10 protein-coding genes are annotated in these 12,648 nt (G+C 57.6%); 5 read left to right on the top strand and 5 right to left on the bottom strand.

The window, feature by feature from the left end; translation table 11 throughout:
- Positions 1-2 precede the first annotated feature (2 nt).
- The 5 genes from mltG to CFT65_RS09750 all read left to right on the top strand — a co-directional run bounded on the left by mltG (position 3) and on the right by CFT65_RS09750 (position 5,255).
- A complete protein-coding gene (gene mltG, locus CFT65_RS09730; protein WP_088827827.1) occupies positions 3-1,067 on the top strand; it encodes an endolytic transglycosylase MltG in 1,065 nt (354 codons plus the stop codon).
- Positions 1,064-1,705: a dTMP kinase gene (tmk, locus tag CFT65_RS09735; protein WP_088827828.1), complete on the top strand. Its 642-nt coding sequence runs from the start codon at positions 1,064-1,066 to the stop codon at positions 1,703-1,705. The genes mltG and tmk overlap by 4 nt, the downstream gene beginning before the upstream one ends.
- A 100-nt stretch (positions 1,706-1,805) precedes the next feature.
- Positions 1,806-2,585 carry an AraC family transcriptional regulator gene (locus CFT65_RS09740; protein ID WP_088827829.1) on the top strand — a complete coding sequence of 260 codons (780 nt, stop codon included), beginning with the start codon at positions 1,806-1,808 and terminating at the stop codon, positions 2,583-2,585.
- 303 nt (positions 2,586-2,888) lie between these two features.
- On the top strand, positions 2,889-4,379 hold the full coding sequence (putP, locus tag CFT65_RS09745) for a sodium/proline symporter PutP (RefSeq protein ID WP_088827830.1): 1,491 nt from the start codon (positions 2,889-2,891) through the stop codon (positions 4,377-4,379).
- Positions 4,380-4,508: 129 nt separating this feature from the next.
- Positions 4,509-5,255, top strand: a complete 747-nt coding sequence (locus CFT65_RS09750) for a sulfite exporter TauE/SafE family protein (protein WP_088827831.1) — start codon at positions 4,509-4,511, stop codon at positions 5,253-5,255.
- A 187-nt stretch (positions 5,256-5,442) separates the two neighbouring features.
- On the opposite strand, the gene CFT65_RS09755 is transcribed toward CFT65_RS09750, so the two are convergent.
- The 5 genes from CFT65_RS09755 to CFT65_RS09775 all read right to left on the bottom strand — a co-directional run bounded on the left by CFT65_RS09755 (position 5,443) and on the right by CFT65_RS09775 (position 12,587).
- The gene (locus tag CFT65_RS09755; protein WP_088827832.1) at positions 5,443-7,344 is read right to left on the bottom strand and encodes an FAD-binding monooxygenase; all 1,902 of its coding nucleotides are present in this window, start codon (positions 7,342-7,344) and stop codon (positions 5,443-5,445) included.
- 236 nt (positions 7,345-7,580) lie between these two features.
- Entirely contained in the window at positions 7,581-8,507 is a 927-nt protein-coding gene (hpaD, locus tag CFT65_RS09760) for a 3,4-dihydroxyphenylacetate 2,3-dioxygenase (RefSeq protein WP_088827833.1), read from the bottom strand.
- Between the two features lie 195 nt (positions 8,508-8,702).
- Entirely contained in the window at positions 8,703-9,929 is a 1,227-nt protein-coding gene (locus CFT65_RS09765; protein ID WP_088827834.1) for a Bcr/CflA family multidrug efflux MFS transporter, read from the bottom strand.
- Positions 9,930-9,939: 10 nt separating this feature from the next.
- Positions 9,940-11,142 carry a multidrug effflux MFS transporter gene (locus tag CFT65_RS09770; protein ID WP_088827835.1) on the bottom strand — a complete coding sequence of 401 codons (1,203 nt, stop codon included), beginning with the start codon at positions 11,140-11,142 and terminating at the stop codon, positions 9,940-9,942.
- Positions 11,143-11,156: 14 nt separating this feature from the next.
- Entirely contained in the window at positions 11,157-12,587 is a 1,431-nt protein-coding gene (locus tag CFT65_RS09775) for an aldehyde dehydrogenase family protein (RefSeq protein WP_088827836.1), read from the bottom strand.
- Between the last annotated feature and the right edge of the window lie 61 nt (positions 12,588-12,648).

Below are 12,648 nucleotides of genomic sequence, written 5' to 3' on the forward strand. Positions count from 1 at the left end.
GTTTGCTCAAGAAGTTATTGCTTGCGTGCGTTTGTGTCGCCGTCCTCGCGTCTGCGGGATCCGGGCTGTGGGTTTGGCAGGGGCTACAAGGCTTGAAAAAGCCGGTGGTGCTTGAAGAACCGCTACTGTTTGACGTTCCCCAGGGCAGTTCATTTATTGAAGTCGTTGGTCGACTCGAAGCTGAGGGGTTGGTTTCAGACCGGCTCTGGCTGAGGTTATACGGTCGGCTAGAGCCGGAGCAGACGCGGATCAAGGCCGGCCAGTACGAGTTTCTTGATGGCATGAGCCCCAGAGACATGATCGGTGTCATGGTGTCGGGAGACACCAAGCACTGGTACGTTCAGTTTATCGAAGGCTGGACCTTCAAGGATATGCGAGCCGCTCTGGCGCAGGCTGAGCGACTTCAGAAGGTCACCGGCGAGTGGACCAGCGAGCAGGTCATGGCGGCTGTTGGAGCCGAGGGTGAGCATCCCGAAGGTCGATTCTTCCCCGATACCTACGCCTTTACCAGTAGCGAGTCCGATCTGGATTTGTTGAAGCGGGCCTTCAGCCGAATGGAGACAGTACTGGCCGAGGAATGGGCGGCGCGGGAAGAGGGGCTGCCCTATGACAATCCATACGAAGCCCTGATCATGGCATCAATTGTGGAACGCGAAACCGGTGCGCCCCATGAGCGGGAGCAGGTGGCAGGGGTGTTCGTCCGTCGTTTACAGAAGGGAATGCGACTGCAGACCGACCCCACTGTTATCTACGGTATGGGGGACAGCTATCAAGGCCGGATTGGGCGTAAGGACCTGCGCACGCACACTCCCTACAACACCTACCGAATCAATGGCTTACCCCCGACTCCCATCGCCCTGCCAGGCCGCGAAGCCATTCATGCGACCCTGCACCCGGATGATGGTGATGCCCTGTACTTCGTTGCCCGGGGAGACGGCACCCACAAATTCTCGCGCACGCTTGCAGAACATCAGAAAGCCGTACGTGAGTTTCAGTTGAACAGGCGTGAAGACTACCGCTCTTCACCGGCGCCAAAAAACAGTGATTCTGATGAGGATGCCGGATGACAGTGCGAGGGCAGTTCATAACCTTCGAAGGCACGGAAGGGGTCGGCAAATCGACCCAGCTGAAGAATGCAGCTGACACGCTCGCTAGACTGGGCGTCGATTATATCGTCACCCGTGAGCCGGGTGGCACGCCAATGGCTGAGGCTGTTCGCGAGCTTTTGTTGACGCCCAGGGATGAACCGGTCAACGAAACCGCAGAGTTGCTGCTAATGTTTGCGGCCAGGGCACAGCATCTGCATACCCGAATCCTGCCAGCGCTTGAGCAGGGCCAGTGGGTCTTATGCGACCGTTTCACCGATGCGACCTTTGCCTATCAGGGCGGGGGGCGTGGTGTTCCGGAGGAGCGAATTTCCCTGCTTGAAACACTGGTTCAGGGTGATATCCGTCCAGACCATGTGATTGTCCTGGATGCCCCCGTGGACACCGGCATGGCCAGAGCTCGAAAGAGGGGCGACCTCGATCGTTTTGAACAGGAGGATTTGGAATTCTTTCAGCGAATCAGGGAGACCTATCTCGCTCGCGCCATGGCCGAGCCCTCCAGGTATCACGTGATTGATGCTGCACGCCCGCTGGCTGAGGTTTCCGGGCAGGTTTCGGGATTGTTGAATCACTGGTTAAGCCGTTCAGAGGCTGACTGAAAACGGTGAGTTTTCCCTCGAGTTTCAGTTCCATTCGTGCACTTTCTGTAATGTTCTGCTTTAATTGAGGTACATTCTCAGTTAAACGCTGGCAGTTTTAATGGTTAACGCGAAACTTCTGAAGCTTCCCATGGCCGCGCACCAGCACCGGCATGAACACCACCAGATTGTCATTGGGGTGCGCGGCGAAGCCGAGTTAAGCGTCGATGGGGCAGGGGCCCAACTGGACACTTGGAGAGCTTATCTGGTGCCCACGGAAGCCCGCCACGATTATCGCGGTAACGACAAGAACCATGTCCTGGTCATCAATCTTGATCCGCTCACTCCCGCCGTCAACTCTCCAGCACACGCTGATTACGAGCGTATGATGCGGGTCTTTGAAAAGCCGCGGACCCTGCAAATGGACAATCGTTTGCATGGGCTGGTCCAGTTTGCGGCCAGCGAGTTCGACCGCGTTCCTGATCATACAACGCTACAGCAGCACTTGGCTTCGAGCATTCTGTACTGCATGGCCGATCGTATCACCGAAGGCCGTTCCTTCCCCTCAAACCGGAATGCCATCAGTTCTGAAGCAGTCCGTCGTTATATTCTCAAAAATCTCCACAAGAAGATCACCGTCGAAGATATGGCAGGAGAGGCTTGCCTGAGTGTCAGCCGTTTCCATGAGGTATTCAGAGAGGTGGCAGGCATAACGCCCCACCAGTTCCTGTTACAGACACGTCTCGATCAGGCCGCTACCCTCCTTACAACAACGACCCTTACGGTGTCTGAAATCAGTTACCGTACTGGTTTCTCGTCTCAAAGCGCATTGACAAATGCCTTGCGGAAATACAAAGGGACTACGCCCTCAAAACTGCAGGTTGGCGACCGAGTGGCCTGATATGGCCTGGCGGTTTCCCAGTCCCGTAGGATTGTGCAAAAGAATCGTAGGATTTCGTAAGCCCGGAATCCGTACTGATACTAAGTTATAGCGACTGAAGCCCGGTCTCACGCATGCGAGCGGGGCGCAAGTCGCAAACCTTCTTTGCGTGCTCAGGTTCAGGAAGTTGTCACATGGAAAATTCCTGCTTCAATCGAGATGGAACTCGGAAAGAAAAGAAGAACAGTGCAGCGAGTTGGCGTCAGGTCATCCATGTGCTTTGCGAGCGGACATAGTCCGACTCATTAAACCGGAGGAGCCCCTATGGCTATTGGTGTTTGGATAAGTCTCTTTTTATATTTCGCGCTCATGATTGCCATTGGCGTTTTTGCAATGCGCAGAGCGACGTCTTCATCTGAGGACTATATGTTGGGCGGTCGCGCCCTGAGTCCAAAGGTGGCAGCGCTCTCCGCTGGCGCTTCTGACATGAGTGGCTGGTTGCTCCTGGGGCTGCCCGGGGCGCTGTTTGCGTCGGGTTTGGGGTCGGCCTGGATCGGTATTGGTCTGCTCGTGGGGGCATTCTTCAACTGGACGCTGGTCGCGCCACGTCTTCGTGAACAGACGGTTCACTACGGCAACGCGATTACCATCCCGTCCTTTCTGGCGAATCGCTTTCCGACACAAGCCCTGTCCCTGCGTACGGTTTCGGCCATCGTTATCGTTATTTTCTTCGCGGTTTACACCGCATCCGGTCTGGTAGCCGGAGGCAAGCTGTTCGAAAGCGCGTTTGCCGGTATCTTCAACTTTGGCGGCCTGAGTGATTATGCCGCAGGTATTGTGATTACCCTGGGTGTGGTTCTGGCTTACACCGTCGTGGGCGGCTTCCTGGCGGTGAGTCTGACGGATTTTGTTCAGGGTTGTATCATGATGCTGGCGCTGGTCATCATGCCGGCGGTTGTGCTCTTCGGTGAGGGCGGCGGGGGCTTTGCCCAGGCGTCGCAAACCCTGAATGAAGTGGATGCCACGCTGCTGTCCTGGACGGAAGGCCTGACCTTCATAGGTTGGCTGTCTGCGGTTACCTGGGGCCTGGGCTATTTTGGACAGCCGCACATCATTGTGCGCTTCATGGCCATCCGCACCCTGAAAGATGTACCGGTTGCCCGGAACATCGGTATGAGCTGGATGCTGATTTCCCTGATCGGCGCTATTTCTCTGGGTGTGTTCGGCCGCGCATACGCTATCCGCAACGGCATGGACGTACAGGATCCGGAAACCATCTTTATTATCCTGTCAGATATGCTGTTCCATCCGCTGATTACAGGCTTCCTGTATGCGGCTCTGCTGGCGGCGGTGATGAGTACCATCTCCAGTCAGCTGCTGGTGTCGTCTTCTTCGCTGACAGAGGATTTCTATCGTCTGTTCCTGCGTAAGGAAGCAAGCGACAAAGAATGCGTGAATATTGGCCGTGTGTGCGTAGTCCTCGTCGGCCTGGTCGCTGCCGTCATCGCATCCGATCCGAACTCTCAGGTTCTGGCTCTGGTTGCTAACGCGTGGGCTGGCTTCGGTGCCGCATTTGGCCCGCTGATCATCCTTTCACTGATGTGGCCGCGCACCAACGGTGCTGGTGCCATCGCCGGTATGGTTGTCGGTGCAGCCACCGTTATGATCTGGATCTCACTGGGATGGAACGGCGAGTTCATGGGTGGTCCCGGTGTTTACGAGATCATTCCGGGCTTCATTGCCTCCATGATCGCGATACTGGTGGTGAGCAATGCCACTGCCGATGCGGGTGAGTACCAGCACATCGAGCGGTAAAGAAGAACGCTTAAAACGCGTCGAACGAAACGAAAAGGACTCCTCCGGGAGTCCTTTTTTTGGTCATAACGATTCCGGATCGGGGGTTTCCTCCTTTCGAATCCTCCAATCCTCGATGGAGCGCGATGAGTGACTGTTCCGGAAATCCTGGCTTTACTGTCGATCGGCGGCATTGCCGGGTTTATTAACGTTCTCTCAGCTGGCGGATCCATGCTGACCCTGCCCCTGTTGATGTTTCTGGGTCTGCCGCCACAGGTCGCCAACGGCACAAACCGGGTGGCTATCACGTTGCAGAGCGTGATGGCGGTGAGCAGTTTTCACCGCATGGGTCATAGCAACCTGGTGGTGAGCTTGCATCTGGCCATCCCGGCGGTTGTTGGCTCCCTGCTGGGCGCCTGGGTGGCTACCTGGGTTGCCGATACGGTGTTTCAGTTCGTGCTGGTTGCAGCCATGATAGGAGCATCTGTGTTTCTGCTTCTCCCTCAGCCAAAGCTGGATACCAGGCCCCTGACGAAGGATCGTCTCAGGCCTGCGATTTATCTGGCCATGTTTGTGATTGGTGTTTACGGAGGGTTTATCCAGGTAGGGGTCGGGGTGTTGTTCATTGTGGTTCTTTACCACATGCTGAAAATAGATTTGCGTCAGGTGAATGTGCTCAAGGTTTTCATCGTCTTGCTATTCACCTTTGCCGCTCTCCTGGTTTTTGCGTTCAACGGACAGGTGCGCTGGGGAATGGGATTGACCCTGGCGGTCGGTAATGTCGTTGGTGCCTTTGTTGCGGCGAGGGTGAATATGGGTGAGCAGGGCGCAAAGTGGGTGAAGTGGATTACCCTGACGATGGTGGCCGCTATAATGATAAGGCTGGTGTTGTTCTAGGGGATAATAACGAAACGCCAGGCCGTGTGTAGCTTAACGGCCTGGCTGACCCTAAATAGGCGCTAGTAAAGGATATACAGACTCCGCGCTTCGCATGGAAATCCCTTGGCTCAACGGCACCAACTTATCCCGAAGCTTTGCCGAAACCAGCACTCTCCCATTGCGCGAAAATATCCAACGCGTGTCATTACCGGAAATTGCGTTGCAGTGCACCGTCGAAGAACGTTGCAAGCTCATCAACATCACTAAATGACAGTACTTGGGAAACATAGTGATCAGGTCGCACTACGACAACGACCCCATTTCTGTCGACACCGCGCGTTTCGAAGATGTCGATCTCCGGATCTATGGCGTAGACTTTTTCATAGTCGGTCACCTGGAAGGGGCCCACCTTCGGCGCGAAAATGGCCGGGATGTCCGGGCCGAATTCGACCTCGCCGTGGGGTTGCTGGTAGATCACTTTGACGTCGAAGATGCTGTCCAGGTCCGAGCCCTCGGGGGTGTACTTCACAACCGGCGAGTCTGGTGAGCTGTATAGCCACTCCGCCCAGGCGGCCAGACGGGAATCCTCCCCGGGACGCGCCTTGTCCGCGAAGGCGTAGATCCGCCAGCGCCCATCGGCGGTGGCATGGTGGCCCAGGTGGACATCATTGCCATCGCAGACCCGCATTACCCGCTCTGATTTGAATCGCTTGCCGACAGGGAAACCGGTAGCGAGGCTCTGATGCGCGGTGGTGCCGGTGATCATCGACTCCGTATACTCGGTCATGAAGCCGGCCGGAAATTCCGCAGTTTTGACGTAGAAATCTGCCAACTCCTGCGGATCTTCGAATTCCTCGGCGGGCTTGGCCATCAAGCTCGACCATTCCCGATCAAAGTCAATCAGGTTCTGTGCGACGACCTGGCGCTCACTGGAATAGGTCTCCAGGAGAGATTCGGGCGCGATGCCCGACAGCACATGTCCCAGTTTCCAGGCGATGTTCCAGCCGTCCTGCATGGACACGTTCATCCCCTGACCCGCTTTGGCACTGTGGGTGTGGCAGGCGTCACCGGTGATGAAGACCCGCGGAGTCCGGGAGCCTTCTTCGCCGGGTGCTACGTCATCGAATTTGTCGGTCACGCGGTGGCCAACCTCGTAGACGGTGTACCAGGCGCAGTCCTTCACCTCCAGGGTATAGGGGTGCAGGATCTGGTTGGCCTTCTTGATGGTGGTCTCGAGGGTGGTCTGGCGTATCTGGTGGTTGTCATTCTCGGGGACTTCGCCCAGGTCGACGTACATCCGGAACAGATGACCGCCTTCGCGGGGAATGTGCAAAATACTGCCACCGCTTGATGACTGAATGGCACACTTGGTGCGAATGTCGGGGAAGTCGGTGCTGGCCAGCACATCCATGACACCCCAGGCATGATTCGAGACGGCGCCGATATGCTTGCGGCCAATGGATTCACGAACGCGACTGTGCGCGCCATCGCAACCGATGACGTATTTGGCTTTCACCGTGCATTCCTGGCCTTCTTTATCGCCCGAGGTATGGCGCAATGTGACCTCGACAGGGTATTCCTCGCCGTCATGAACCGTCAGCCCTACGAATTCGAGGCCGTAGTCGGTTTCCAGCCGTGCCGGGGCGTTTTTGGCAAACTCGGCGAAGTAATCGAGAACCCTGGCCTGGTTGACGATCAGATGAGGAAACTCGCTGATCTTACCGCCGGGGTCATCCAACGCCACCGAGGAGCGGGCGATGTGCTCCGGGTTATCGGAATCCGGGGCCCAAAACGCCATCTCGGTTATACGGTAGGCCTCATCGGTGATTCTTCCGGCAAACCCAAACGCCTGGAATGTCTCGACACTGCGTGCCTGGATACCGTCGGCCTGGCCGATTTCCAATCGTCCCGAGCGCCGTTCGACGACACGGGTAGTGATGTTCGGGAATTTCGCCAACTGGGCGGCAGCAATCATGCCTGCAGGCCCGCTGCCAACGATCAGAACATCGACAACATCCGGCAGAGTCTCGGGACGGTCAATGCCCGTGCCGGACGCTTCCTCGACTCTCGGGTCGGTGGATACGTATCCGTGATGGTGAAACTGCATGGTGACTTCTCCTTTTTGTTTTCAAGGCCGGACGGATGGTAGGGAGATTGGTCCGCCCGCTTCTTACAGAATTTCGGTTTCTGGCGGTATGTGATGGACTGACTCAATTCTGCGGAGTTAGGCCTGTGCAGGAAATGTATAATTCAGGCTGGTTATTGCACTTTTCAGTATTTATCTTGGGTGGTCACGGATCACGGCCTGCCGTTGCAGGCCGTGATCGTTTTCGGTGTCTACCCTCAGATGCGGCTTGAACCGGGAATGAAGGACTCGGTAACAGAGGCCTGTGGGCCGGGAACCTTGTCGCCGCTGACCTGAGATATCGGGAACACGGCATTGATCTGTCCGGTTCCTGAGCTGCCGAAGTAAGGAGTCAGTACTTCCGCTTGCTGGTCATACTCGGACCAGCCCAGCGCGCCCAGTAGCATTGCGGTGTCGTGCATGAAGCCCTCACCGTGGCCTTTTACGGCGTATTCGGGCAGCATTTCGCAGAAGTCTTCCCACTCGGCGTTTTCCCACATCCGAACCACTTCGTGATCCATGCGTTCCAGAAACGGAGACCAGGTTTTCGTGGCAAACTTCGGTGCCTGACCGTTCTGGGCAAAGCGGTGGGATAGCGAGCCGCTGGCAAAAATCGCTACGGTGCCGTCGTAGTGCTCTTCGATCGCCTTGCGCATTGCCCAGCCCAGACGGGCACTGTCATTCAGGTAGTGGGCGGTACACATTGCAGAGACCGAGATAACCTTGAAATGTCGGTCTTCGTTCATGTAGCGCATCGGAACCAGCGTGCCATACTCGGGATCGAGGGTGGTCTTGTCATGCGCCAGTGTTTCTACGCCCTGAGCATTGCATTCGGCCGCCAGGATTTTGCCGAGCTCAGGATTTCCATCATATTCAAACTTCATATTGGAAATGAAGTGGGGCAGTTCACCACTGGTGTAATTACCTTTGAAGTGTTCGCCACAGTTGATGTGGTAGTTGGCGTTAACCAGCCAATGGGTATCAAAGACGACAATGGTATCCACACCCAGCTCACGGCAGCGGCGGCCGATCTCGATATGACCGTCGATGGCCGGTTGACGAAAGCCCTTCTGCGGACCGTCCAGCTCGGATAGGTACATGGAGGGTACATGCGTGATCTTGGCGGCAAGCGCGAGTTTTCCCATGACAGTTTCCTTTTGTTGTTTAGCGTTGTGAGTGCATTGGGTGACAACGTGCCTTGTTTTTGACTGTTATTGGCAGCGCCTGGTTCCAACTTCTATAATCCAATTATTCTTGGCTCCTCTTTGACAGGAAATGCAGTATTCACGTTAAAAATTGCATTTTTCGGTTCTGTTTCCCGGCATTAACTGATTCTCCGTCTATTTTCCGGTGGTTTTGAGCGGGGCATGAGCCGGCTCCTTCTCTGACTCTGACAGCAGCGCCACGGCCAGGGCCGAGGCCGAGAGAAGACCTGCCAGGCCGACTACCAGTGTCATCGGCAGCGGTGTGCCGTCGTGAAGGGCGCTGACCAGGGAACTTGCCAGCGCCCCGAACCCGAACTGGGTCGCCACGGCGAGTCCGGCTGCTGCCCCTGCCTGCTGTGGGTAGTGCTTTAGCAGGCTCGCCATGCAGTTGGCCCCGAGGACGCCGGTGACGCCGACATAGCCAAACAGACCGGCGACGATGGCCGTCAGCCCTCCCAGGCCCAGCAATCCGGTTACCAGAAGTGCAATGCCGGAGGCAGCCGCAATACCGGCACCGATCAGGAGCATCCTGCGTGGACCGGTCCTTCGCACCGTCCGGGCGTTAATAGTGACGAAAAGAATGATGCCGACGATGTTAAGGCTGAACAACCAGGCATAATGCTGGGGTTGGACACCGAAATAGTTGATGTAGACGAACGGTGACGCGGTGATGTAAGCAAACATGCCGGCGAAGGAGAAGGACATGCACAGTATGTATCCGAGGGCCAGGGGATGGCGGACGATCCGGAAATAAGCGGCAAAGACGCCAGGGATGCTGACGCTGCGGCTGTCTCCGGTGTTGGTTTCCGGGATCTTGAGGGCTGTTATCACCAGGACGGTACCGGCGAACACCATCAGGGCCACAAACAGGGCGCGCCAGCCGAAGATCAGCAGCAGGTATCCACCCAGCAGGGGGGCGATCAGGGTGGCAATCATGGTGATCAGGTGCATCAGCGACAGCACACGGGCGGCTTCATTGACGGGGAAGAGGTCGCGGACCACTGCCCGCCCGAGCACGGAGGCGGCCGCGCCGCCCAGGGCCTGGACGAACCGCAGCGCCACAAGCTGGTTGGCGTCGTGGGCCAGGACGCAGCCCAGGCTGGCGAGCAGGTAAAGGGAAATGCCGCCAAGGAGCAGGGGGCGGCGACCATACTTGTCCGATAGTGGGCCATAGAACAGCATGCCGATGAAAAGGCCCACCAGAAAGGCCGTGATGGTCAGTTGAATACTGCTCTCGGGGCTGGACAGGTCCTCGGCAATCTCCGGCAGTCCCGGTAGGTACATATCAATGGAAAGCGGCCCGAATGCCTGCAGGGCGGCCAATAGCACGATCAGTTTCCGGGGATGTCGCAATGGGACCATGATGCTCTCCTCAGGCTTCTGCTTTCGTGCGGTGTTGCCGGGTAAGCGCATAATAGTGCGCGCCGAGCGCTGCTACGGGGGCCAGGCAGATGCAGGCGGCGATCGGCAGTACACCTTTACCGAGAAGCAACGGCATCAGCTGGGCAATCACGGAGCCCGTCAAAAGCTGTATGAACCCCATCAGCCCCGAAGCGGTGGCCGCCGATGTCGGTGAGCAACTGATCGCAGCGGATTGGGCGTTGGGCTGGCTGAGTCCGCGGCCGAGCGTAACCACTGCCATTGGCAGGAACAGGGAGCCGTAGCTCAGCTCGCCACCGAGCGCGAAACCGAACAGTACCAGTGCGCCGGTCAGTGAAAGCGCGTTGCCGAGCAGCATTACCTGATCGGCGCTGGCGTACCTGGCCAGTCGCGTCGACAGGAAACTGCCAGACATGAATGCCAGTGAAACCGCGAGAAACCAGGTGCCAAACAGGGCAGAGTTACCGCCCAGGCTGTCGACGATGTAGGGCGAGGTACCCATGAATATGTAGAACGCCGCAGCGATGAACGTGGTGGAGAGTGCATAGCCAAGATAGCCTCCCGAGCTGAAGACACCCGCGTAACGCTGAATGACGGGCCCCAGTCGCAAGCTGTCACTTCTATCGCGACAGGTCTCCGGCAGCTGCAGGGCCGCAACCAACAGCGCGACAGCACCCATGCCTAGAGAAACATAGAAAATGGAATGCCATCCTGCCCAGAGGTTCAGGTAGCCGCCGAGTGTCGGGGCGATTGTCTGGGCGATGGCAATCGCCATGACGACATAGCCCATGCGGCTGGCGGCACCCTCGCGACCGTAGATGTCGATGATGATCGTGCGCGCCAGTACCATGGCAGCGCTCCCACCGAGCGCTTGCAGCACGCGGCCAGCGATCAACAGCGTGACATCGGGGGCAAGGGCTGCCAGCAGGCTCCCCGCGGTGTGGAGGACAAGGCCCCCGAGCAGGATCGGGCGGCGGCCGAAGTGGTCAGCCAGAGGGCCGGACATTAATTGTCCGAACGCCAGTGTGAACAGGTAAGCGGTAAAGCTCAGTTGGATCACCCCGACTTCGGTCCCGAGGTCCCGCACAGCGTCCGGCATCGCCGGCACGAACAGGTTGAGCGCCAACGGACTAGCCATGGCGATCAGAGTCATCAGGGCGATGGACGGTGTGCGTGCCGGGGTGTCCGCTGGCATTTTTCGGTGCTGTCTCAGTTTGGGTCGCGCACGACCAACAGGCGCAGTTCGGTCATGTCTTCAATAGCATAGCGCACACCCTCACGACCGATACCACTGTCCTTCACGCCCCCATAGGGCATATGGTCCACTCGCCAGGATGGCACATCGCCGATAACGACACCGCCCACCTCGAGTTCGTCCCAGGCTCTCTGAATCTTGTAGATATCCCGGGTGAAAATGCCTGCTTGCAGACCAAAGTCGGAATTGTTGACCTCGTCCAATGCCGCATTGAAATCGCTGAAGCTGGACAGTATCGCGACCGGACCGAATGCCTCCTGGCAGTTCACATCGGTGTCCGCAGGAACATTTTCCAGCAGAGTGGCCTGCAGCATGGCACCGTCGCGCTCACCCCCGGCCAGTACCGTGGCGCCCGCTTCCTTTGCCTCCAGGACCCAGTCATGCAGGCGGGTGGCTTCCTTCTCGGAAATCATCGGACCGATAAAGGTGCTTTCATCCTTGGGGTCGCCATGGACCAGTCCCTTTACGGCAGAGGTCAGCTTCTCCCGTACTTCGTCGTAGTGGGCCTCATGCACCATGATGCGCTGTACGCTGATGCAACTCTGGCCGGACTGGTAATAGGCGCCGAAGACAATACGGGCCACGGCGTCGTCGATGTCGCTGCCCTCGTCGACGATACAGGCTGCATTTCCGCCGAGTTCCAGTACGACAGGCTTTTTGCCGGCGCGGGCCTTGAGGGCCCAGCCCACTTCTGGCGACCCGGTGAAGCTGAGCAGCTTGAGCCGATCATCTGTGGTGAACAGGTCAGCACCGTCGCGGCGGCACGGCAGGATGGAAAAAGCCCCTTTGGGCAGATCGGTTTCAGCCAGGACTTCACCAATGATCAGTGCGCCGATCGGCGTCAGGCTGGCGGGTTTCAGGATAAAGGGACAGCCCGCTGCCAGTGCGGGAGCCACCTTGTGGGCTGCCAGGTTCAGCGGGAAGTTGAACGGCGAGATGAATGAACAGGGTCCGATGGGGACGCGCTTCCACATGCCCGTGTAACCCTCGGCACGCGGGCTGATGTCCATCGGTACCACTTCACCACCGATACGCACCGCTTCCTCGGCGGCAATGCGGAAAGTGTCGATTAGCCGGGTAACCTCGCCACGGGCATCCTTGATCGGTTTGCCGGCCTCAATGCACAGTGCCTCGGCCAGTTCCTCGAAGCGTTCCTCGAAACGCTTAACACAGTGGGAGAGGATCGCCTGACGCTTGAAGGCCGGCAGCTTGCGCATTGGCTCGGCTGCGTCGGCTGCGGCCTCTATCGCCTGATCGATGGCTTCGGCATCGGCCAGTGCCACGTGGGTTGCCACTTCACCGGAATACTTGTCATGAACGGGCAGGAGGTGGTTCGGCGATACTGGCGTGTTGGCGAGGAAGTACCGATAACTTTCTTGAAGCATTACGAGGTCATCTCCACTTGGAAGAGGGGGCGGACGTGCTGTTCGAATTTAATTAACATGT

The organism is Marinobacter sp. es.048 (assembly GCF_900188435.1).
Classification (GTDB): Bacteria; Pseudomonadota; Gammaproteobacteria; order Pseudomonadales; family Oleiphilaceae; genus Marinobacter.

What these genes read in the sequence shown, in the direction of transcription:
- CFT65_RS09770 (WP_088827835.1), bottom strand. Translation starts at nt 11,142, where the DNA reads ATGCCAGCGGACACCCCGGCACGCACACCGTCCATCGCCCTGATGACT.
- tmk (WP_088827828.1), top strand. Translation starts at nt 1,064, where the DNA reads ATGACAGTGCGAGGGCAGTTCATAACCTTCGAAGGCACGGAAGGGGTC.
- CFT65_RS09740 (WP_088827829.1), top strand. Translation starts at nt 1,806, where the DNA reads ATGGTTAACGCGAAACTTCTGAAGCTTCCCATGGCCGCGCACCAGCAC.
- CFT65_RS09755 (WP_088827832.1), bottom strand. Translation starts at nt 7,344, where the DNA reads ATGCAGTTTCACCATCACGGATACGTATCCACCGACCCGAGAGTCGAG.
- CFT65_RS09775 (WP_088827836.1), bottom strand. Translation starts at nt 12,587, where the DNA reads ATGCTTCAAGAAAGTTATCGGTACTTCCTCGCCAACACGCCAGTATCG.
- putP (WP_088827830.1), top strand. Translation starts at nt 2,889, where the DNA reads ATGGCTATTGGTGTTTGGATAAGTCTCTTTTTATATTTCGCGCTCATG.
- hpaD (WP_088827833.1), bottom strand. Translation starts at nt 8,507, where the DNA reads ATGGGAAAACTCGCGCTTGCCGCCAAGATCACGCATGTACCCTCCATG.
- CFT65_RS09765 (WP_088827834.1), bottom strand. Translation starts at nt 9,929, where the DNA reads ATGGTCCCATTGCGACATCCCCGGAAACTGATCGTGCTATTGGCCGCC.